Annotated in this window: 19 protein-coding genes; 11 read left to right on the forward strand and 8 right to left on the reverse strand. The window is 63.7% G+C overall.

Annotated elements, in window-relative coordinates; all coding sequences use genetic code 11:
* Positions 1-59: 59 nt before the first annotated feature.
* Positions 60-2,324 carry a bifunctional diguanylate cyclase/phosphodiesterase gene (locus ACIQYU_RS25785; protein WP_233694772.1) on the forward strand — a complete coding sequence of 755 codons (2,265 nt, stop codon included), beginning with the start codon at positions 60-62 and terminating at the stop codon, positions 2,322-2,324.
* Here ACIQYU_RS25785 and ACIQYU_RS25790 read toward each other — a convergent pair.
* Together ACIQYU_RS25790 and ACIQYU_RS25795 are read right to left on the reverse strand one after the other, a co-directional pair.
* Positions 2,224-3,111, reverse strand: a complete 888-nt coding sequence (locus tag ACIQYU_RS25790) for an NAD(P)-dependent oxidoreductase (RefSeq protein WP_207832876.1) — start codon at positions 3,109-3,111, stop codon at positions 2,224-2,226. The genes ACIQYU_RS25785 and ACIQYU_RS25790 overlap by 101 nt on opposite strands.
* A 204-nt stretch (positions 3,112-3,315) precedes the next feature.
* Positions 3,316-3,627 carry a DUF2288 domain-containing protein gene (locus tag ACIQYU_RS25795; RefSeq protein WP_402802708.1) on the reverse strand — a complete coding sequence of 104 codons (312 nt, stop codon included), beginning with the start codon at positions 3,625-3,627 and terminating at the stop codon, positions 3,316-3,318.
* A 358-nt stretch (positions 3,628-3,985) separates the two neighbouring features.
* Here ACIQYU_RS25795 and ACIQYU_RS25800 point away from each other — a divergent pair, with 358 nt between their 5' ends.
* The 8 genes from ACIQYU_RS25800 to nhaA all read left to right on the forward strand — a co-directional run bounded on the left by ACIQYU_RS25800 (position 3,986) and on the right by nhaA (position 12,972).
* Entirely contained in the window at positions 3,986-5,101 is a 1,116-nt protein-coding gene (locus ACIQYU_RS25800; RefSeq protein ID WP_075046119.1) for a branched-chain amino acid ABC transporter substrate-binding protein, read from the forward strand.
* 184 nt (positions 5,102-5,285) lie between these two features.
* Entirely contained in the window at positions 5,286-6,209 is a 924-nt protein-coding gene (gene livH, locus ACIQYU_RS25805; protein WP_207832879.1) for a high-affinity branched-chain amino acid ABC transporter permease LivH, read from the forward strand.
* Positions 6,206-7,462: a high-affinity branched-chain amino acid ABC transporter permease LivM gene (locus tag ACIQYU_RS25810; RefSeq protein WP_063913105.1), complete on the forward strand. Its 1,257-nt coding sequence runs from the start codon at positions 6,206-6,208 to the stop codon at positions 7,460-7,462. The genes livH and ACIQYU_RS25810 overlap by 4 nt, the downstream gene beginning before the upstream one ends.
* Positions 7,459-8,226 carry a high-affinity branched-chain amino acid ABC transporter ATP-binding protein LivG gene (livG, locus tag ACIQYU_RS25815; RefSeq protein WP_063913106.1) on the forward strand — a complete coding sequence of 256 codons (768 nt, stop codon included), beginning with the start codon at positions 7,459-7,461 and terminating at the stop codon, positions 8,224-8,226. The genes ACIQYU_RS25810 and livG overlap by 4 nt, the downstream gene beginning before the upstream one ends.
* Complete coding sequence (locus ACIQYU_RS25820; protein WP_013973921.1) at positions 8,227-8,928, forward strand: ABC transporter ATP-binding protein; 702 nt, start codon at positions 8,227-8,229, stop codon at positions 8,926-8,928.
* A gap of 240 nt (positions 8,929-9,168) precedes the next feature.
* Positions 9,169-9,843 (forward strand): COG3650 family protein, encoded by a 675-nt coding sequence (locus ACIQYU_RS25825; protein ID WP_233694768.1) that lies wholly within the window; start codon positions 9,169-9,171, stop codon positions 9,841-9,843.
* A 103-nt stretch (positions 9,844-9,946) separates the two neighbouring features.
* On the forward strand, positions 9,947-11,554 hold the full coding sequence (locus tag ACIQYU_RS25830) for an NAD(P)/FAD-dependent oxidoreductase (protein ID WP_015271531.1): 1,608 nt from the start codon (positions 9,947-9,949) through the stop codon (positions 11,552-11,554).
* A 242-nt stretch (positions 11,555-11,796) separates the two neighbouring features.
* Complete coding sequence (gene nhaA, locus ACIQYU_RS25835) at positions 11,797-12,972, forward strand: Na+/H+ antiporter NhaA (protein WP_233694767.1); 1,176 nt, start codon at positions 11,797-11,799, stop codon at positions 12,970-12,972.
* A gap of 69 nt (positions 12,973-13,041) precedes the next feature.
* Here nhaA and ACIQYU_RS25840 read toward each other — a convergent pair whose 3' ends face one another.
* Positions 13,042-13,506, reverse strand: a complete 465-nt coding sequence (locus ACIQYU_RS25840) for a glycine zipper 2TM domain-containing protein (RefSeq protein ID WP_207832885.1) — start codon at positions 13,504-13,506, stop codon at positions 13,042-13,044.
* A 147-nt stretch (positions 13,507-13,653) separates the two neighbouring features.
* On the opposite strand from ACIQYU_RS25840, the gene ACIQYU_RS25845 reads away from it, so the two are divergent.
* Positions 13,654-13,887 (forward strand): hypothetical protein, encoded by a 234-nt coding sequence (locus ACIQYU_RS25845; protein WP_343583184.1) that lies wholly within the window; start codon positions 13,654-13,656, stop codon positions 13,885-13,887.
* Positions 13,888-14,014: 127 nt separating this feature from the next.
* Here ACIQYU_RS25845 and pdxH read toward each other — a convergent pair whose 3' ends face one another.
* The 5 genes from pdxH to dinG all read right to left on the reverse strand — a co-directional run bounded on the left by pdxH (position 14,015) and on the right by dinG (position 21,579).
* Positions 14,015-14,662, reverse strand: a complete 648-nt coding sequence (gene pdxH, locus ACIQYU_RS25850) for a pyridoxamine 5'-phosphate oxidase (protein ID WP_063913111.1) — start codon at positions 14,660-14,662, stop codon at positions 14,015-14,017.
* Positions 14,663-14,680: 18 nt separating this feature from the next.
* On the reverse strand, positions 14,681-15,658 hold the full coding sequence (locus ACIQYU_RS25855; protein ID WP_241105941.1) for an OmpA family protein: 978 nt from the start codon (positions 15,656-15,658) through the stop codon (positions 14,681-14,683).
* A gap of 99 nt (positions 15,659-15,757) precedes the next feature.
* Complete coding sequence (locus ACIQYU_RS25860; RefSeq protein WP_207832891.1) at positions 15,758-16,903, reverse strand: serine hydrolase domain-containing protein; 1,146 nt, start codon at positions 16,901-16,903, stop codon at positions 15,758-15,760.
* A gap of 217 nt (positions 16,904-17,120) precedes the next feature.
* The gene (locus ACIQYU_RS25865) at positions 17,121-19,355 is read right to left on the reverse strand and encodes a beta-galactosidase (RefSeq protein ID WP_207832893.1); all 2,235 of its coding nucleotides are present in this window, start codon (positions 19,353-19,355) and stop codon (positions 17,121-17,123) included.
* Between the two features lie 79 nt (positions 19,356-19,434).
* Positions 19,435-21,579, reverse strand: a complete 2,145-nt coding sequence (gene dinG, locus ACIQYU_RS25870; protein ID WP_207832895.1) for an ATP-dependent DNA helicase DinG — start codon at positions 21,577-21,579, stop codon at positions 19,435-19,437.
* Between the two features lie 98 nt (positions 21,580-21,677).
* On the opposite strand from dinG, the gene ACIQYU_RS25875 reads away from it, so the two are divergent.
* The gene (locus ACIQYU_RS25875; protein ID WP_207832898.1) at positions 21,678-22,142 is read left to right on the forward strand and encodes a CopD family protein; all 465 of its coding nucleotides are present in this window, start codon (positions 21,678-21,680) and stop codon (positions 22,140-22,142) included.
* Positions 22,143-22,271 lie beyond the last annotated feature (129 nt).

Genomic DNA, 22,271 nt, shown 5'->3' on the forward strand with positions numbered 1-22,271 from the left:
TGGACAGTCTGCACAGGGTTGTAGCGCAGACGAGTGAAAACTCGATCATGAGGCATTCCATGGAATGGCTGGGGCTGCAACTGTTCGCCGACCTGCCGGCAACCGGGCGCATCGTCATCGATTGCCGACATGACCCGTTCCTGGTTCTGCTCGCCTACTTCGTCGCCTGTGCGGCCTGCTTCGCCACACTGGACATGGCCGAGCGCCAATCCCACAGCGAAGACCCCACCGCCCACCGACAATGGAACATGCTCGGTGCCTGCTGCCTGGCCGGTGGTATCTGGGCCATGCACTTCATCAGCATGCTGGCCTTCCAGGCACCAGTGGAAGTGCACTACGACGCGTCCCTGACCATCCTTTCGCTGCTCATCGCCCTTGCCGTCGCCTGGCTGGCCATGCACAGCCTCGACCGCAGGCATATGCGCGCACACCATTACCTGCCAAGTGCAGTGCTGATCGGCCTGGGGATCATTCTGATGCACTACGTCGGCATGGCCGCCCTGGAAACCGGCGCCCGCCAGTACTACCAGACCGGCCTGCTGCTGGCCTCTGCCGCCATTGCCATGCTCACCAGCCTGGCGGCGCTTTGCCTGGCCCGCTACTTCCGTCATGGCAGCGGTACCCTTCACCAGGCCATGAAATACGGCGCCAGCCTGCTGATGGCCGGCGGCATCGTCGCCACCCACTTCACCGCGATGTCCGCCATGACCCTGGTCATCCCGGCCGACACCGCCCTGCGCCTGCCCTCTGGCGACAACAGCCTGCAACTGGGGCTGGGCATCGGCTTCATCACCCTGCTGATCAGTGGTGCCAGCATCAGTAGCGCGCTGGCCGATAAGAAGCTGCAAAGCAAGGAGCACGACCTGCGCCGGGTCAGCGTGCTGCTCAGCCAGCTGGACCAGGCCCGCGCGTCGCTGCAGCAGGCCGCGCACTACGATGCCCTGACCAACCTGGTCAACCGCCGCGGTTTCAACCAGGTGTTCGCCGAACGCCTGGCCGAACACCAGGCCACAGAGAGCCGCCTGGCGGTAATGTTTCTCGACATCGACCATTTCAAACGCATCAACGACAGCCTCGGCCACGACGCCGGTGACGAACTGCTCAAAGTGATCGCCAGCCACATCAAGGCCGCCACCCGCAACCACGACCTGGTCGCGCGCTTTGGTGGCGACGAGTTCTGCGTGGTCACCAGCCTCAACAGCCGCGACGAAGCCCGCCACCTGGCCCAGCGCATCATGCAAAGGATGAAAGAGCCCATCGACCTGGGTGGCCGACGCATGGTCATGACCACCAGCATCGGCATCAGCGTCTTCCCCGACGACGGCACCACCGCCGAAGAGCTGCTAAAGCATGCCGACCTCGCCCTGTACCAGTCCAAGGGCGGCGGACGCAACAGCCTGAACTTCTTCAACGACAGCCTGAAGACCCGGGCCTCGATTGCCTTGCAACTGGAAGAAGAACTGCGCCTGGCCCTGCTCGAGGAGCATGGGCTGTGTGTGCACTACCAGCCAATCTTCGACCTGCGCAGCAGGCAAGTGGCCAAACTGGAAGCCCTGGTGCGCTGGCAACACCCGCAACACGGCCTGCTCGGGCCCGAGCGTTTTGTCGCGATCGCCGAAGCCAATGGCCTGATCATCGACCTCGACCTGTGGGTGCTGCGCCACGCCTGCGCCGACCTGGCCTACCTGCAGCGGCACGGCTATGGCAGCCTCAAGGTCACGGTCAATTGTTCGGCCGTCACCCTCAGCCACGACGAACTGCCCAATGAAGTGGAGAAGGCACTGTTCCACGCCGGGCTCGCGCCCTGGCAGCTCGAACTGGAAGTGACCGAGAACGCCCTGATGGGTGACATCCAGCGCACGGTCAACCTGCTCAAGCGCGTGCGCGCTCTGGGCGTGGCACTGTCAATCGATGACTTCGGCACCGGCTACTCGTCACTGGCCTACCTCAAGCGCCTGCCGCTCGACGTGCTGAAGATCGACCGCAGCTTCCTGCAGGATGTACCGGCTAGCCAGAAGGACCGCGAGATCGTCCAGGCGATCATCGTCATGGCGCATACCCTGCATTTACAGGTGATCAGCGAGGGCGTGGAGACTACCAAACAGCTGGCATTCCTCGAAGCTCACGGCTGCGACTACCTGCAAGGCTACCTGCTGGGCCGCCCGGAGCCGCTGGCCGAACTGCGGCCGCTGCTGGAGCGGCTGCAGCACCAGAGCGGTGTGTTCAACCCTTGCTGCGGTACAGTTCAACCAGGGTCGCCGGATCTTTTTGCAGGTACCCCTGGCTTGCGTGCAGGCGCATCAATTGCGCAGCGAGGCCACTGAGCGGCGTCGCCGAGCCTTGCTCGCGGGACAACTTGACCGCGCCATCGAGATCCTTGAGCAGCGTGCGCACGTGCCACTTGATCGGTTCGAAGCGGCTCTCGGCCATTTGCGGCGCGAGGATCTGCAACGGCCTGGAGTCGGCAAAGCCGCCAGCCAGCGCTTCGGCGATCAGCGTCGCATCGACACCGGACTGTTCAGCCAAGGCCACCACTTCGGCGATCACCAAGGCATTGCAGGCCACGATCATCTGGTTGCAGGCCTTGGTCACCTGGCCCGCGCCTACCGCCCCCATGTGCGTCACACGCTGGCCAAGTACCTGCAGCACCGGGCGGGCGCGCTGCAGGTCGGCCGCCTCGCCACCGACCATGATCGCCAGGGTGCCGGCTTCGGCCCCGGGTGTGCCACCGGACACTGGCGCATCCAGCCAGGCCATGCCGCACAGTGCCGCCAGCTCGGCAGCCATTTCACGGGTGGCGGTGGGTTCGAGACTGGAAAAATCGATCAGCAACTGGCCGCTGCGGCCGCCCTGGGCAATGCCTTGCTCGCCGAATACCACCTCGCGCACCACGGCCGTGTCGGCCAGGCACAGCAGCAGCATGTCGCTGTCGCGGCACAGTTCGGCAGGGCTGCTGGCCAGTCGCGCGCCGGCGGCGACCAGCGCAGCGCACTTGTCCGGGCTGCGGTTCCACACGGTCAGCGGGTAGCCCGCTGCCAGCAGGCGCCGGCACATGGGCAGGCCCATCAGGCCGATGCCGGCAAATCCAAGCGAAGGTAGTGCAGTGCTCATCGATTACTCCTGACTGGTTCGAACATTTTCCAGGCAGACCACAAGGCCGCTCCCACAGGGTTTCGCGTCGCCTGGAAGACGGTGGGGCATTACGCATCCCGTAAACTGTTACCGCCACGCCGAATTGTTACTTCCCTCTACCCACCTTGAGCGCCATCAAGCACCAAAATGGGACTGTTGCGCATTTTCGCGCACCAAAAACGATCATGCCTCTGCGGTGCGCTTCACCTGGATCACGATAAACGGCGAAACCACCACCGCCCAGATCTCTGGATCGCGGCTTTGCAGATCCTGGGCCTGCTCGGCAGTCACCGGCCCAACGGTGCCATCACTACGCCACTTGGCGAAGATCTCGCTGTGATTCTCGGCCATCGCCTCGGCAACGGCGATCAGGTCGAGGGTTGGGTCGACCCAAATCAGGTCACCCTTGGCCCAGAAACGCTCCAGCGCTTTCCACTCGATGATTGCCGTCTCGCCAAGCAATTTGGCATAGAGGGTGCTTGTTTGATCACTCATGGGTGGTATCCACAAAAATCGGCCAATGAAAAGGCCGGCATTTTTGCAGAAAAACCCGGTTTCAAATATGTAATTTGGTCGAATCATCCCGAAGTTGCGGGATGGAGTCGCAGATGCAGGCAGTTTGATGGCGCCTTTCTGTACTTTTGTGTCGACCAAGCGACAACCCAGGAAGCAGGCACTTTTCGACCGCTTTTCAAGCGCTCGAACAGCGCTCTACACTGTACCGGTACAGTTCCGGGACATGTTCCGGGGGACGGTGGGCTTGCGCGTTGGCATGGCCACGCCGCAAATCCCGCCCGGTCTGTAGCCCTGGCCGCCAGGACTATAAGAATTACAACAGAATGAGTGGAGCACTATGATCAAGATTTCCAAGCTGTTCGCCGCAATGGTTCTGGCCGGGGTAGCCAGCCATTCGTTTGCCGCCGATACCATCAAGATCGGGATCGCGGGCCCCAAGACCGGCCCTGTGACCCAATACGGCGACATGCAGTTCATCGGCGCCAAGCAAGCCATCAAGGATATCAACGCCGCGGGCGGCGTAGATGGCAAGATGCTCGAAGCCAAGGAATACGACGACGCCTGCGACCCTAAACAGGCCGTAGCAGTCGCCAACAAAGTGGTCAACGACGGCGTCAAGTTCGTCATCGGCCACCTGTGCTCCAGCTCCACCCAGCCTGCGTCCGACATCTACGAAGACGAAGGCGTGATCATGATCACCCCGGCTGCCACCTCCCCGGAAATCACCGCCCGTGGCTACAAGCTGATCTTCCGTACCATCGGCCTGGACAGCGCCCAGGGCCCGGCCGCCGGCAACTACATCGCCGACCACGTCAAGCCGAAGGTGGTCGCCGTCCTGCACGACAAGCAGCAGTACGGTGAAGGCATCGCCACCGCGGTCAAGCAGACCCTGGAAGGCAAAGGCACCAAGGTTGCCGTGTTCGAAGGCCTGAACGCCGGTGACAAGGACTTCTCCTCGATCATCCAGAAGCTCAAGCAGAACAACGTCGACTTCGTCTACTACGGCGGCTACCACCCAGAACTGGGTCTGATCCTGCGCCAGGCTCAGGAAAAAGGCCTGAAAGCCAAGTTCATGGGCCCGGAAGGCGTGGGTAACGACTCCATCTCGCAGATCGCCCAGAACGCCTCCGAAGGCCTGCTGGTAACCCTGCCAAAGTCGTTCGACGCCGACCCTGCGAACAAGAAGATCGTCGACGCCATCAAGGCTGACGGCAAGGACCCAAGCGGCCCGTTCGTGTTCCCGGCCTACTCGGCTGTCGAGCTGATCGCCCAGGGCATCAAGGCAGCCAAGTCCGAAGACGCCGAGAAGGTGGCCGAGGCCATCCACGCCGGCACCTTCAAGACTCCGACGGGCGAACTGTCCTACGACGCCAAAGGCGACCTGAAAGACTTCAAGTTCGTGGTCTACGAATGGCACTTCGGCAAGCCGAAGACCGAAGTCTCCCCTCAGTAACTGCGTGACTAATAGCTGACCTAGGAGCCCACTGTGCGAGCAGTGGGCTTTGTTTTACGAGGTTCATGGGCCTGATCCCCGCGATCCGGGGGCCGGCTCACCTGAAAATCTTAAAACCGTCACCCGCGGTTTCCTGGCCTACCCCCGCCAGCGAAATGCAAATCAGGTTTTTAGGAGCGCTGTAATGCCTGAGATCTACCATTTCTTCCAACAACTGGTTAATGGATTGACCATCGGCAGTACCTATGCCTTGATCGCCATCGGCTACACGATGGTGTACGGCATCATTGGCATGATCAACTTCGCCCACGGCGAGGTGTACATGATCGGTTCCTACGTGGCCTTCATCGCCCTGGCGGGCCTGGCCATGATGGGCATCCATTCGCTGCCGATCCTGATGACCGTCGCCTTCGTCGCGACGATCTTCGTCACCAGTGCCTATGGCTACAGCATCGAACGGGTTGCCTACCGCCCCCTGCGCAACAGCAACCGCCTGATCCCGCTGATTTCCGCCATCGGCATGTCGATCTTCCTGCAGAACACCGTCTTGCTGTCGCAAGACTCCAAGGACAAGTCCATCCCCAACCTGATCCCCGGCAGCTTCTCGTTCGGGCCGGGCGGTGCTGAAGAAGTACTGATCAGCTACATGCAGATCCTGGTGTTCGTGGTCACCCTGATAGCCATGACCTGCCTCACCCTGTTCATCTCCCGTTCCCGCCTGGGCCGCGCCTGCCGCGCCTGCGCCGAGGACATCAAGATGGCCAACCTGCTGGGCATCAACACCAACAACATCATCGCCCTCACCTTCGTCATCGGTGCCGCTTTGGCGGCAGTGGCGGCCGTGCTGCTGAGCATGCAGTACGGGGTGATCAACCCCAACGCCGGTTTCCTGGTGGGCCTGAAGGCCTTCACCGCGGCGGTGCTGGGTGGCATCGGCAGCATCCCGGGCGCCATGCTCGGCGGGCTGGTGCTCGGCGTGGCCGAAGCGTTCGGTGCCGACATCTTCGGCGACCAGTACAAGGACGTAGTGGCATTCGGCTTGTTGGTTCTTGTCCTGCTATTCCGGCCGACCGGCATCCTGGGCCGCCCGGAGGTTGAAAAAGTATGAACAGAAATCTCAAACAGGCGTTCTTCAGCGCCTTGCTGGTATGGGCCGTGGCCTTCCCGGTACTGGGCCTGAAACTGAGCATCGACGGCATCAGCCTGTCCGTGCACAGCCAGGGTTCGTTCAACCTCAGCATCATTGCCCTGTGCTCGGTGCTGATGTTCCTGCGCGTGCTGTTCGACAAGCAGTGGAGTTCGGTAATGGGCCGCCGTTCGGATCGCAAGCTGATCCCGCCGGCCGTCAGCAACTACCTGACCCTGCCGAAGACCCAACGCTACGTGATCATGGGCCTGATCGTCGCGGCACTGGTGTGGCCGTTCTTCGGCTCGCGCGGTGCGGTCGACATTGCCACGCTGATCCTGATCTACGTGTTGCTGGGCCTGGGCCTGAACATCGTGGTCGGCCTGGCGGGCCTGCTCGACCTGGGTTACGTCGGCTTCTATGCCGTCGGCGCCTACAGCTATGCCATGCTCTCGCACTACCTGGGCTGGAGCTTCTGGGTTTGCCTGCCGATCGCCGGCCTGATGGCCGCTACCTTCGGCTTCCTGCTCGGCTTCCCGGTGTTGCGCCTGCGCGGTGACTACCTGGCGATCGTGACCCTTGGCTTCGGCGAGATCATCCGCCTGTTCCTGCGCAACCTCACCGACTGGACCGGCGGCCCCAACGGCATCAGCAACATCCCCAAGCCGGAGTTCTTCGGCCTGACCTTCGAACGCCGTGCCGCCGAGGGCATGCAGACCTTCCATGAGTTCTTCGGGCTGGAATACAACTCGATCAACAAGGTCATCTTCCTCTACCTGGTGGCCCTGCTGCTGGCCCTGCTGGCGCTGTTCGTGATCAACCGCCTGCTGCGCATGCCGATTGGTCGCGCCTGGGAAGCCCTGCGCGAAGACGAAATCGCCTGCCGCGCACTGGGCCTGAACCCGACCGTGATCAAGCTGTCGGCATTCACCCTGGGCGCCTGCTTCGCCGGTTTCGCCGGCAGCTTCTTCGCTGCGCGCCAGGGGCTGGTGACGCCGGAGTCGTTCACCTTCATCGAGTCGGCGATCATCCTCGCCATCGTCGTGCTCGGCGGCATGGGCTCACAACTGGGCGTGATCCTCGCGGCCATCGTGATGATCCTGCTGCCCGAGCTGATGCGTGAGTTCAGCGAATACCGGATGCTGATGTTCGGTGCGCTGATGGTGTTGATGATGATCTGGCGTCCGCAAGGCCTGCTGCCTATGCAACGTCCACACATGGAGCTGCGTCGATGAGCCGCGAAATTTTGCAAGTCAGCGGCCTGAGCATGCGCTTCGGCGGCTTGTTGGCGGTCAACGGCGTGGGCCTGACCGTCAAGGAAAAACAGGTGGTGGCATTGATCGGCCCGAACGGTGCCGGCAAGACCACCGTGTTCAACTGCCTGACCGGCTTCTACAAGCCCAGCGGCGGCACCATCCTGCTCGATGGCCAGCCGATCCAGGGCCTGGCCGGGCACCAGATCGCCCGCAAGGGCGTGGTGCGGACCTTCCAGAACGTGCGCCTGTTCAAGGAAATGACCGCACTGGAAAACCTGCTGATCGCCCAGCACCGCCACCTGAATACCAACTTCTTCGCCGGCCTGTTCAAGACCCCGAACTTCCGCCGCAGCGAGAAGGAGGCCATGGAACGCGCGCAGTACTGGCTGGAGAAGGTCCACCTGACCGAGTTCGCCAACCGTACCGCCGGCACCCTCGCCTACGGCCAGCAGCGCCGCCTGGAAATCGCCCGCTGCATGATGACCCAGCCGCGCATCATCATGCTCGACGAACCGGCAGCGGGCCTGAACCCGAAGGAGACCGAAGACCTCAAGGCGCTGATTGCCTACCTGCGTGAGTCGCACAACGTCACCGTGCTGCTGATCGAGCACGACATGAAGCTGGTGATGAGCATTTCCGACCATATCGTGGTGATCAACCAGGGTACCCCCCTGGCCCACGGTACGCCGGAAGAGATCCGCGACAACCCTGACGTGATCAAAGCCTACCTGGGGGAAGCGTAAATGCTGAAGTTCGAGAACGTTTCCACCTTCTACGGCAAGATCCAGGCGCTGCACAGCGTCAATGTGGAGATCAACCAGGGCGAGATCGTTACCCTGATCGGCGCCAACGGTGCCGGCAAGTCGACCTTGCTGATGACCCTGTGCGGCTCGCCGCAGGCGCACAGCGGCAGCATCAAGTACCTGGGTGAAGAACTGGTCGGCCAGCCGTCTTCGCACATCATGCGCAAGAGCATCGCGGTGGTGCCGGAAGGGCGCCGTGTGTTCTCCCGCCTGACCGTCGAGGAAAACCTGGCGATGGGTGGCTTCTTTACCGACAAGGGCGATTACCAGGAGCAGCTGGACAAGGTACTGCAACTGTTCCCGCGCCTGAAGGAGCGTTATATCCAGCGTGGCGGCACCATGTCCGGTGGCGAGCAGCAGATGCTCGCGATTGGCCGGGCGTTGATGAGCAAGCCCAAACTGCTGCTGCTCGACGAGCCCTCGCTGGGTCTGGCGCCGATCATCATCCAGCAGATCTTCGACATCATCGAACAGCTGCGTCGTGATGGCGTGACGGTGTTCCTGGTGGAGCAGAACGCCAACCAGGCGCTGAAGATCGCAGACCGGGCCTATGTGCTGGAGAACGGCCGGGTGGTGATGCAGGGTACCGGTGAGGCACTGCTGACTGACCCGAAGGTACGCGACGCGTACCTGGGGGGTTGATCGGGAAAAGGGCCTTCGGGCCCTTTTTTCTGCCTGCCGGATTTTGTATCGCCTGTATCGGCCTCTTCGCGGGCTTGCCCGCTCCCACAGGTATCGCACAGTATTCGAAGCCTGTGCCGAACTTGTGGGAGCGGGCAAGCCCGCGAAGAGGCCGGCACAGGTTTACCAAAGGCTTGTGATCCCCGCCGAGCCTGAGTAACGTGGCCAGCTCTTTGGCAAAGATCCCCCGGAGCCCGCCTCATGCGCCTCACCCCCACCCTGCTGCTCACCGCCCTGCTGCCCCTGTTCGCCGGCTGCCAGCTCATGGCTGACGCCCCCAGCGACCCGAACATCGGCACCACGCGCATGCAGGGCGAGCTGCGTGCTGCCGGTGGCCAGCTGCTGTTCAAGCCGTGCAGTGAAAACCGCACTTTCGTGATCAACGACGTCGCCGCTACCGGCATCCTGCAGGAAGCCGCCAACCTCGCCAAGGACGCCAACGACAAGCTGTTCGCCGACGTCCGTGGCCGCCTCACCGGCAGCAAGCAGGCCAACAACGACGGCCAGCTGGAAGTTCGTCGCCTGTACCGCCTGGAACCTTCCACCCGCGCTTGCGAAGACCCCAACTTCAAGCAGCTGACCCTGCGTGCCAACGGCCACGAGCCAGACTGGGACATCAAGGCCAGCGGCAAAGGCATGGTGCTCAACCGCGTCGGCCAGGAACCCCTGCCCCTGCCCTTCCTGGAAGAACAAGTGCCCGGCGGCGGCCTGACCCTGACCAGCGAAGCCAACGGCCAGCACGTGGAGCTGTGGGTTGCGCCACAACGCTGCGTAGACACCGCCACCGGTGCCATCCACCACCTGCGCGCCGAACTGCGCATCGACGGCAAGACCCTGCAGGGCTGCGGTTACTACGGCGGTGCGCGCGACAACTGATCGCCGGGCGCTTTTATCCTGCCAGTCGAGGCGGCTAACAGCTTATACTTGGCGGTTTGTGTAAAGCCGCCGGCCGCCCATGGCCGGGATACTGGACCCTGCCATGCTACGAATCACCGAACTGAAGCTGCCCCTGGACCATCCCGACGAAGCCCTGCGTGAAGCCATCGTCCAGCGCCTGGGCATCCGTGACGAGCAACTGCTCAGCTTCAACCTGTTCAAGCGCAGCTACGATGCGCGCAAGAAGAACAGCGAACTGCTGTTCATCTACACCATCGACCTGGAAGCCAGCAACGAAGCCGAGCTGCTCAGCAAGTTCGCCGACGATCGCAACATCGGCCCGGCACCAGACGTAACCTACAAGTTCGTCGGCAAGGCCCCGGCCGATCTGCAGGAGCGCCCGATCGTGGTCGGCTTCGGCCCGTGCGGCATCTTCGCCGGCCTGTTGCTGGCACAGATGGGCTTCAAGCCGATCATTCTCGAGCGCGGCAAGGAAGTACGCCAGCGTACCAAGGACACCTGGGGCCTGTGGCGCAAGAGCGTGCTCAACCCCGAGTCCAACGTGCAGTTCGGCGAAGGCGGCGCCGGCACCTTCTCCGACGGCAAGCTGTACAGCCAGATCAAGGACCCGCAGCACCACGGCCGCAAAGTGCTGGAAGAATTCGTCAAGGCCGGTGCGCCGGACGAGATCCTGTACATCAACAAGCCGCACATCGGTACCTTCCGCCTCACCGGCATGGTCGAGCAGATGCGTCAGGACATGATCGCCCTCGGTGCCGAAGTGCGCTTCCAGCAGAAGGTCACCGACCTGCTGATCGAGGATGGCCAGCTGACCGGCGTGGTGCTGGAGAGCGGCGAACAGCTGCACTCGCGCCATGTGGTTCTGGCCCTGGGCCACAGTGCCCGCGACACCTTCCGCATGCTGCACGCCAAGGGCGTGTACATGGAAGCCAAGCCGTTCTCGGTGGGCTTCCGTATCGAGCACCCGCAAACACTGATCGACAAGGCGCGCCTGGGCAAGTACGCCGGCCACCCGAAACTCGGTGCCGCCGACTACAAGCTGGTGTACCACGCCAAGAACGGCCGTTCGGTGTACAGCTTCTGCATGTGCCCGGGCGGCACCGTGGTCGCCGCCACCAGCGAGCCGGGCCGGGTGGTTACCAATGGCATGAGCCAGTACTCGCGTAACGAGCGCAACGCCAACTCCGGCATCGTCGTGGGTATCGACCCCGAGCGCGATTACCCGGGCGGCCCGCTGGCCGGCATCGAGCTGCAGGAACGCCTGGAAGCCCACGCCTACGTGATGGGCGGCAGCAACTACCAGGCCCCGGCGCAGCTGGTGGGTGACTTCGTCGCCGGCCGGCCGTCGACTGCGCTGGGCAGTGTCGAGCCCTCCTACAAACCGGGCGTGACCCTGGGTGACCTGGCGCCGAGCCTGCCGGACTTCGCCATCGAGGCCATTCGCGAAGCGCTGCCGGCGTTCGACCGGCAGATCAAGGGCTACAACCTGCATGATGCGGTGTTGACCGGGATCGAGACCCGTACGTCGTCGCCGCTGCGCATAACCCGCGGCGAGGACTTCCAGAGCCTGAACCTGAAGGGTCTGTTCCCGGCGGGTGAAGGGGCCGGGTATGCGGGCGGGATCCTGTCCGCCGGTGTCGATGGGATTCGCATTGCCGAGGCGGTGGCGCGGGATATGCTCGGCCTGTAATTTTGCATCGACCCTTTCGCGGGCGTGCCCGCGAAAGGGCCCTGACAGGCATCAGAAAAATCCACAACCAACGTCAGACTTCCCCTCCCCCATCCTTCCCCAACTACATCTAGGCTTGCCTCAGCCCAGCCGGCAACAACATATAACAAAAACGAATATAGTTTTTGTTTTAAAGCATATCGTCACAGGCTAGGGTGTAAGCCCGCTCCAATCGTAAACTGCTCATGGAGAGCCTATAGCCCGTGCGTAGCCTGTTAACCCGTTTCATCCAGCTCGAAGCCGCCAGCGGCCTGCTACTGATTGCTGCGGCCATCCTGGCCCTGGTCATCAACAATTCACCGCTGTCGTACCTGTACAGCGGCCTGCTCGACGTTCCCGTCGCCGTCCAGGTCGGCGCACTGCACATCGCCAAACCGTTGCTGCTGTGGATCAACGACGGCCTGATGGCCCTGTTCTTCCTGCTCATCGGCCTGGAGGTCAAGCGCGAAGTGGTCGACGGCCACCTGTCCAAGCCCTCCCAGGTAATCCTGCCTGCCACCGCCGCAGTGGGCGGCATGGTGATACCGGCACTGATCTACTGGTTCATCAACCGTGACAACCCCGCGGCCGTGGCCGGCTGGGCGATCCCGACCGCCACTGACATCGCCTTCGCCCTCGGTGTGCTGGCCCTGCTGGGCAAGCGCGTGCCGGTGTCACTGAAACTGTTCCTGATGACCCTGGCGATCATCGACGACCTGGGTGCGATCATCGTCATTGCCCTGTTCTACTCGGGTACCCTGTCGAGCGTGTCACTGCTGCTGGCCGCCACCTGCCTGGTCGTGCTGGTGGCCATGAACCGGCTTGGCGTGGTCAAGCTTGGGCCGTACATGGTCGTTGGCCTGATCCTGTGGGTCTGCGTGCTCAAGAGCGGCGTGCATGCCACCCTCGCTGGCGTTGCCCTGGCGCTGTGCATCCCGCTGCGCACACGCCATGCCGAGCGCTCGCCGTCGCTCGCCCTGGAACACGCCCTGCATCCGTGGGTCGCCTACGCCATCCTGCCGCTGTTCGCTTTCGCCAATGCCGGTGTATCGCTCGCAGGCATGACCGTAGAAAGCTTCACCCACCCGGTGCCGCTGGGCATCGCCGTCGGGCTGCTGCTGGGCAAGACCGTGGGTGTCTTCGGCCTGACCTGGATCGCGGTCAAACTGCGCCTGGCCGCACTGCCTGTCGGTGCCAGTTGGGGGCAATTGCTGGGTGTGGCGATACTCTGCGGTATCGGCTTCACCATGAGCCTGTTCGTTGGCTCACTCGCCTTTGTGCCGGGCAGCAGTGATTTCGCCGGGATGGACCGCATGGGTATTCTCACCGGTTCGTTCTTCGCCGCCGTGATCGGCTATGCGGTAACCGCCATGGCCAGCCGCAAGCCCAGCAACGACTGACTTGGCCACAGCATGAAAAAACCCCGACTGGCGAGCGCCATGTCGGGGTTTTGTTTTATTGCGCTACGGTCAGTGCGAGACGCGGCTGGTACCGTCGACGGTCATGATGCGCACGCGGTCGCCAACGCGGAAGATCTCGTTCTGCTGCACAGCCTGCACATAGGCACGCATGCTGCCATCGTCCTCACGCACGGTGATTTCGACACCCTGGGTGCGAGTCAGGCCTTCTTCGGCGGCAGAACCCGCCAGGCCACCAGCAACGGCACCGATCACGGCGGCGACGATGCTGCCACGACCACCGCCCACGGCGCTGCCGGCCACGCCACCGACGATGGCGCCAGCACCACCGCCGATCGGGGTCTTGGTACCTTCGATCTTGACCGGGCGCAGGGATTCGATGGTGCCCATACGCACGGTTTGCACGCGGCGGGCCTCATCACGGGAGTAGCTGTCACCGGTCAGGCTCGAGGCACAGCCACCCAGCAACAGCGACAGGGTGGTAAAGGTTGCCACCAGCAAAGCGGATTTACGCATGGGTAAGGTCTCCATAAGTCAGGTGCTCATTAGACGCTGCACGTTGACGGCTGTCACGGTACAAACGCAATAAAATTGTTTTCATTCAGCCGAGGTACAGCCTGCGTGGCTGTGTCGAGGCCTTTTCAAGTGAGACCAAGGATAGCCATGGATTACTTCATCGTCGTGGTCACCACCGTTGCGGGGCTGTATTTCCACTGGTGGCTGTATGTGCGCATGCGCCGCTGGATGGACCGTGACCTGGCGTTGTCGCTGGCCGGGTCGGACTCTGGAAAACGCGCGTATATGCTGCAAAGGCTGGAGCAGGCGCGGATGGAGAAGGTGGGGCGCAAGCAGTTGGCGGGGTGGTTGGAGCGGGAGGCTGCGGGGTATCCGGGGTAGCCTTGGTAATTGCTGGGGCCGCTTTGCGGCCCTTTCGCGACACAAGGCCGCTCCCACGGATTGGGTCTGCGCTGTACCCGTGGGAGCTGCCTTGCGTCGCGATGGGCTGCGCAGCAGCCCCGGAACCTCAGGGCGCCAGCCTCTCCCGCAGCCATTGCCCGTCCACCAGCCGGTAGTTCAGCCGGTCATGCAGGCGGCTAGCCCGCCCCTGCCAGAACTCGATGCGTTCAGGCAGCAAACGATACCCCCCCCAATGCTCCGGGCAATGCGGCTGGGTGTCGGAGAAACGCGCCTCGGTGGCCTTGACCAGCGCCTCCAGCTCCTCGCGGCCGGCAATCACCTGGCTCTGCGGTGAAGCCCAGGCCCCCAGGCGGCTGCCCAGCGGGCGTACCTGGTAGTAGGCGTCCGACTCCTGGGCCGTGACCTTTTCCACCCGCCCTTCGATACGTACCTGGCGCTCCAGCGCTGGCCAGAAGAACGTCATGGCGGCGAAGGGGTTAACCAGCAGTTGCTGGCCCTTGGCACTGTCGTAGTTGGTGAAGAAGGTGAAACCACGCTCATCGAGCCCCTTAAGCAGCAAGATGCGGCAGTGAGGGCGGCCTTCACCATCGACAGTGGCCAGGGTCATGGCGTTGGCTTCCACCGGTACCTGCTCGGTTTTCACCGCATCGGCGAACCACTGGTGAAACAGGGCGAACGGCTCCCCCGGGGCCTGGGCTTCAGCCAGGCCATCACGGGTGTAGTCGCGGCGCATATCGGCCAGGGATTGGGTCATTGCTGCGTTCCTTGACGATCAGTTGGTCTTCGCAGGGCTGTTGGCAGCTACTTTCTTGTCAGCGGTAGCTTTCTTGGCGACGGGCTTGGCCGGCGCGGCTTTTTTCTTGGCCGTGGTCTTGGCTGGCGACTTGGCCTTGGCTTTGGCTACAGGCTTCTTCGCCGCAGCCTTGGCGGCAGGCTTGCTGTCGGCAGCCTTGGCGGCAGGCGCTTTTACATCCTGTACCGCCACCATCGGGGCCCGCGCCGGGGCGGCTTGCTGGTACTTGGCCAACAGGGCGACCATGGTGTTCTGCGGGGTCAGCAGCATTTCCACGCGGCGGTTCAGGGCACGGCCTTCGGCGCTGTCGTTGGCGGCGCGCGGCATTTCCGAGCCCATGCCCTTGAGGGTCAGGCGGTCGCGCTGCAGGCCGCTGAGGCGGAAGATGGCCGACACCGAAGCGGCACGTTCCAGGCTGAGCTTCTGGTTGGCGGCAGCGACACCGCTGTTGTCGGCATGGCCAAGCACCAGCACGGCGGTCTTGGCATCGCCTTCGACGGTCTTGGCCACACGGGTAATCGGGCCCAGGGTCATCGGCAGCAGCATGTTCGGACGGTCAGGGTTGTACGAGCCGTCCACCGGAATGGTTACGGCCAGCACATTGTCGCGGCGCTCGAGCTCCAGCTTGCTGCCCTTGATCGCCTCACGCAGCTTGGGCTCGTACTCGTCCAGCCAGGCCTGGGTGGCCTTCTGGTCGATCTTCGGTACCACCGGCCCCTTGGCCTGCTTCTCGTCAGCGCCGAACGGCCACCACCAACGGCTGGCATTCTCGGACTTGGCGTCGGCCTTGGCCACGTTTTCAGTGACGGCTTGCTTCACTTCCTGCTCGGCAACCTTGTCCGAACCGAAGGGCCACCAGCTCGAGGCGCTGTCCTTCGAGCCGTCCTGGGGGTGACTGGCACAGCCGGTAACGGCGGTCAGGCACAGGGCGAGTGCTAAGGTTTTGTGTGAAGACATCAGCGATACACCATGAAATAGAAAGAAATTTTGTCTACGCCCTTCAGGCGTTGGCATTGAGGATAGTCAAAGGGGTGGGGCAATACCCGCATTACCCGATCAAAGGCAACTGGCAAGGACACGTACCAGGTTCTGGGCTCGCGGGTCCATGAGCACATAAGGGCCAAGGGTATTGACCACGAAACCGAAGGCCACGTCGTACTCCGGGTCGGCGAAACCGACCGAACCACCGGCACCGGGGTGGCCAAAGGCGCGGGCACCGAGGCCGAAGGTGGCATTGGCCACGTCGGGCTGGTCGAGCATGCAGCCCAGGCCAAAACGGGTCTGGGTGAGCAAGGTACGGTCCTGGCCGAGGCTGTGCTCACGGGTCAGTTCGTCGAGCAGTTCGGATTCGAGCAGGCTGCCGTCCAGCAACCCGGCATAGAAGCCCGCCAGGCTGCGCGCATTGCCATGGCCATTGGCCGCTGGCTGCTGCATGCGCCGCCATTCCGGCTTGTTGGTGCTGGTCAGGATCGCCGGCGGATTGGTGAAGGCCCGGGTCGACAGGGCCTCGGGTTCGCGCATGGTCACCTGCAGCAGGCGCTGCGCCGCAGCATCCCCGGCGTTGCCCTTGCCACGGGCGATATGCGCCACGCGATGGAACTCGTCGTCCGCCAGGCCGACATGAAAATCCAGCCCCAACGGCCTCGCGGTACGGGCGACGATCGAGTCGCCGGGGCCACGGCCATCGGCACGGCGGATCAGCTCGCCGATCAGCCAGCCGTAGGTGATGGCGGCATAGCCGTGCTCGGTGCCGGGTGTCCACCAGGGCGTTTCGGCAGCCAGCGCATCGACCATGGCCTGCCAGTCATACAGCGCTTCGGCCGGCAGCAGCTCACGGATGGCCGGCAAGCCGGCACGGTGGCTGAGCAACTGGCGCAGGGTGATCGCCTGTTTACCGGCCTGGGCGAACTCGGGCCAATAGTTGGCTACCGGGGCATCGAGGGCCAGCTTGCCTTCGCCGACCAGTTGCAGGGCGGTGACGGCGGTGAAGGTCTTGGTGCAGGAGAACAGGTTGGCGATGGTGTCGCTGTGCCAGGCCTGCTGGCCATCCTTGTCGGCACTGCCGGCCCACAGGTCGACCACGGTTTCGCCACCGACCTGGATGCACAGCGCGGCGCCACGCTCCTGGGGATCATCGAACAGCGCGGCAAAGGCTTCGCGCACTGCTTCGAACTTCAGCTCATAGTGACCCTGGATCTGCACCCGCTGTTCTCCGTACGACCAATTCCGAAAATGGTGTGCATTGTTTCAGTAGTTTGGCGTTTTGCAAACTGGCTTGGGCTGGGTGGTTACGATGAACGGTAGCCAAGCTGGACTTAATGTGGGAGCGGGCGTGCCCGCGAACACCGGCATGGCCGGTGCCATCCACCCGGTCGCCTGATTCGCGGGCACGCCCGCCCCCCACATCCATTTGCACTAGTCAGGGAATCGGTTTTTCCAACTGAGTACGTAGCTGGCTCATTGCCTGCAAGTTGCTCTTGCGCACGGCATCGACAAACCCGGGGTAAGGCATATCGGTGATCGCCACCAACCCCAGGTGGCCGTTCTCGCCATCGAGCAGGCGCCCGCTGGCCGGCTGGTCGAGGTACTGGAACCAGTGCGCGCCAACGATCATTGGCTGCGCCAGGGCCGCCTTGAGGAAGTTGCCGTAGGCCGGGCCGCGGTCTTCTTCACGCGCCAATTCCAGCGGCCCCGGCCAGAACGGCCCGCGATCGCGCGAGCCGAACTGGAACTCGGACACCAACACCGGCTTGTCCAGCTCGGCCAGGCTGGCGAAGTCGTAGCCATCCTGCGGCTTGAGGGTATAGAAGTTGAAGCTGAGCACATCGCAGAACTCGGCACAGGCCTTGACCGCCTCAGGCGTGCTGACCGCATAGCGCCCCCCCAGCAACAGGTGATTGGGCGCATGCCACTTCAACGAGTCGGCAATGGTCCTGAAGTAGGTTTCTGCAAACACCTGCTGGAAGTGCTGGTAGTCACGCTCGATTTCCGGGTGCTCCGGGTCGGGCAACGGTGCCTCGAAGCCCGGGTCCTCCATCAGCTCCCAGGCGGTCAGCTCGATGCCCCAGGCCTTGGACAGCCCTTCCTGGTTGCGGTACTTGTCGCGCAACTGCTTGAGGAAGGCGCGCTTGGCCGGCACGTCGGTGGTCAGGCGCAAGGTTCCATAGGCCAGGCCGTAACGCGCCTTGGGGTCGCTACCGGGGGCGGCCCAGGCCAGTTCGTTGTCGGCGAAATAACCGATCAGCCAGGGGTCGTCACGGTGATCGCGGGCGGCAATGGCCACGGCGCGCTCGGTGGCCATGGCAAAACGCGGGTCGAACGGGTCGGGCATGCTGCCCCACCAGTCCATACCGGTGCTGATGCTGGCGTAATCCCCCACGATCGACAGCGGCAAGGTGTACGGCATGCGCTTGGCCTGGCCCAGGGCCGGCTCGCTCCAGTTGCCGATCGTGTTGAAACCCCAGGCCTGCAGGCGGTCGAGTGCATGCGCCTGCCAGCGGGCGGCATCCAGCGCCAACGGCGGGCAGTTGGCCGGCTGCCCCTCTGCCGCGGGCGGGCAGGGTTTGCCATAGGTGCGCTGCAGGTTGGCGGCATAGAAATCGAACCAGCGCCCCTGTTTGAAGTTGCGCCCTTGCGACGAAGCGTTGCCGTCGTCGTTGTTGCCCTCGCCATAGAATGCGGCCAGTGCATCGCCCTCGCCCGGCAACGCCTTGAACATCCCCTCACGCCCGGCAACGTAGGTTCGCCCGCCATCCGCGGCCACGGCATTCACCCCCAGGGAATAGAACGGGTGCCCCTCGGGTGTTACCAGGTACCAGCGGCCGTCACGTTTTTCCGTGCGGAAGAAGCCTTTGGCCTCGAACGCTGGTCCCGCCAGCAGGCCACCGTACGCGTCCAGTTGCTGCTTGCCACGCTCTGCCAGCCAGCCTTTGAGCTGTTGCTGCTCGCGCACATCGGCCGCCTTGAGCTGCTCGTCATTGGCAACCTTCTCTGGCCAATGGCCGCGGGTGGACTGGCCATAGGCATCGATCAGCTCGTGGTAGGCCGCCTTGTAGGCCTGGTCGTCATCCTGGATGCCCACCCGTTCGATCAGCAGGTTCTGCGCCACCTTGGGGTTGGGGATGCTCAGGCTGACCGAGGCCACCTGCTTGAGGTCGACCGCGCCGGTGCTGCTGGTCAGCAGCAGGCGCTGGCCGCCATGGCTCCAGGGCATGGGCGGGCCGGCGCGCATGCCCTGGCTCAGCGGCGAGCTGGCCGTCAGCGGTACCATCACGGTTTGTGCAGGACCGGCAGGCAGGTCGATGCGGCTGGTCAACGTGCGGCCATCACTGCCCTGCACCATGACATCCACGGTCAGCGCCCAATCCATCGCGCTTTGCAGGCGCAAGGTCAGGAATTGCCCGCTGGACCAGTCCCACACACCGCTTTGCGGGCTCAGGCGCAGGGTCGGCCGCTGGGCCGGGTTGAACACCACGCGCCGCAACACCTCGCCTTCGGCCGTCTGCTCCGCGTTGTACTGCGGCATGCCGGCATCCTCGGTCGCCACATTGACCACCGAGGCCGGGCGCACGAAGCTGAACAGCGTCTGCTGCCCAGCCAGCAAGGGCGAGCTGAACAACAGGGCGAAAACGGCGGGCAGGGTGCGGCGGACCATAAGGCTGGGGCTCTCCTTCAGGGCCCTCATGGCCCAAGACTGAGTAATGGACAACGCGCCGGAGCAAGTGCTCCGGCGGTCAGGAAATTTCCCGCCGGAACGGCGGCAGCGCATTGAGAATAGCCTTGCCGTAGCGCTGGGTGACCAGGCGCCGGTCAAGCAAGGTGATGACACCGCGATCCTGTTCGGTTCGCAGCAGGCGGCCGCAGGCCTGGATCAACCGCAGCGAAGCGTCAGGCACGGCAATTTCCATGAACGGGTTGCCGCCACGGGCCTCGATCCACTCCGCCAGCGCCGCTTCGACCGGGTCGTCGGGCACGGCAAAGGGAATCTTGGCGATTACCACGTGTTCGCAGTAGGCGCCCGGCAGGTCGACACCCTCGGCAAAGCTGGCCAGGCCGAACAGTACGCTGTGCTGGCCATCGTCGACCCGCGCCTTGTGCTTGTTCAGGGTTTCCTGCTTGGACAGGTTGCCCTGGATCAGCACCAGCTTGCGCCAGTCACGGTCCAGGCCATCGAACACGTCCTGCATCTGCTTGCGCGAGGAGAACAGCACCAGCGCGCCGCGGGCGTCCTCGACGATGTTCGGCAGCTCGCGGATGATCGCCGCGGTATGCGCCGCCGCATCGCGCGGGTCAGCCTTAAGGTCGGGGACCCGTAGCAGGCCGGCATCGCCATGCACGAACGGGCTGGGCACCACGCAGGTGACCGCGTCACGCGGTAACCCCGAGCGCATGCGGAAGCGGTCGAACTTGCCCAGCGCGGTCAGCGTCGCCGACGTCACCAGCGCGCCATGGGCCACGCTCCACAGGCTGCGGCGAAGCATTTCGGCGGCCAGGATGGGGCTGGCGTTGACTTCGATGTCGAACAGCGCACCGCTCTCGGCCAGGGTCAGCCAGCGGGCCATGGGCGGGCTGTCTTCCGGGTCTTCGGCGGTAAAGGCCGTCCACAGCTCCCAGTTGCCCTGGGCGCGGGTGACCAGGCTACCGAACAGCGGGTACCACTCCTCGGCCTGGTGGCTGGCGATGCCGATGCTGACCTCGCCGTCCATGCCTTCCTTGAGCAGGTCGGCCAGGCGGGTGAACAGGTCGTTGAGGCGGGCAAAGCCCTTTTTCAGCTCGATGCCCACTTCGCGGATCTGCTCCGGCACCACGCCGCCTTCGAAGCGGTAGCGGGGGCGCTCACGGCCTTCGTTGTCCTCGCTGGGGCGGAAGTCGGCAACCTGCTCGCACAGGGTGAACATGAACTGCTGCTGCGTGCGCACTTCCCGCGCAAGCTCTGGCACCTGCTCGATGTACTTGCCCAGGTCACCGGGCAGCGGGTGCTGGGCCAGCAGCTTGGTAAGATTCTTGGCGGTCTGCTCCAGCCAGTCGGCAGTGGAGCGCAGGCGCGAATAGTGGGCGAAATGGCCGATGGCCTTGTCTGGCAGGTGGTGGCCTTCGTCGAACACGTACATGGTGTCGCGCGGGTCGGGCAATACCGCACCGCCGCCCAGGGCCAGGTCGGCCAGCACCATGTCGTGGTTGGTGACGATCACGTCGACCTTGCCCATGCCTTCGCGGGCCTTGTAGAACACGCACTGCTGGAAGTTCGGGCAATGACGGCCGGTGCACTGGCTGTGGTCGGTGGTCAGGCGCGCCCAGTCCTGGTCTTCCAGGGCTTCGGGCCAGCTGTCGCGGTCACCGTCCCAGCGGTTGCCGGCAAGCTTCTCGATCATGCTGTTGAACAGCTTCTGGCTGCGCTCGTCGACTTCGATGCGGAAGCCTTCTTCCTCGAACAGCTGGGCGGTGGCCGACTGGGCGTGGCCCTCCTGCAGCAGGATGTCGAGCTTGGACAGGCACAGGTAACGGCCACGGCCCTTGGCCAGGGCGAAGCTGAAGTTCAGCCCGCTGCTGCGCATCAGGTCGGGCAGGTCCTTGAAGACGATCTGCTCCTGCAGCGCCACGGTGGCGGTGGCGATCACCAGGCGCTTGCCGGCAGCCTTGGCGGCCGGAATGGCAGCCAGGCTGTAGGCTACCGTCTTGCCGGTACCGGTGCCTGCCTCCACTGCCACCACGGCAGGCTCGCCAGCACGGCGGCCTTCTTCGTCACAGGCGATGTCGCCGAGCACCTTGGCCACTTCGGCGATCATCAGACGCTGGCCATAGCGTGGCTTGAGGCTCTTGGCTTCGAGAAAACGCGTATAGGCGCCCTGGATGGTGGCTTTGAGTTCGTTGCTGATCATGGTCTGCAGGCGCCCGGAGGGCTGGATATATTTTCAGTGTTTCGCATGGGGCGGCTATCATACCCCGCTATTGCCCTTTATGCCGCATGGAGATCCGGATGCTTGCCTTTGCCCTGCCCTACACACTGCATGTACTGGCCGCCCTGGTGTGGGTCGGCGGCATGTTCTTCGCCTGGCTGGTGCTGCGCCCGGCAACGGTTGCAGCCCTTGAAGGGCCTGCCCGGCTGCGCTTGTGGGTGGAAGTTTTCCGACGCTTCTTCGGCTGGGTCTGGCTGGCCGTGGCGATTTTGGCGATAAGTGGTATCGGCATGTTGCACATGCGCTTCAGCGGCTTCGAGACTGCACCGAAGTATGTGCAGGTGATGATCGGTGGGGGCATCGCCATGTTTGCCCTGTTCATGCGCATCCAGGCATTGCTGTTGCCGGAACTGAAGGCGGCGGTGCAGGCCGAGGACTGGCCGGCGGGTGCGGCGGTGCTGGGGCGGATTCGGCGGATGGTCGGGATCAACCTGCTGCTGGGCCTGGCCGTGGTCGCAGTGGCCAGTTCGCGCCTGATGATCTGATGCTGCCTGCACCGGCCCTATCGCCGGCAAGCCAGCTTGTGTCTTGAGAGGGGATTAGAATCTGGAGTGAGAGCGGTGAATGGCAAGCTGAATGCCAGAGGTGCCTTGAGCACGTGTGGGAGCACAAGC

It is taken from the genome of Pseudomonas sp. NPDC096925, from assembly GCF_044762545.1.
Classification (GTDB): Bacteria; Pseudomonadota; Gammaproteobacteria; order Pseudomonadales; family Pseudomonadaceae; genus Aquipseudomonas.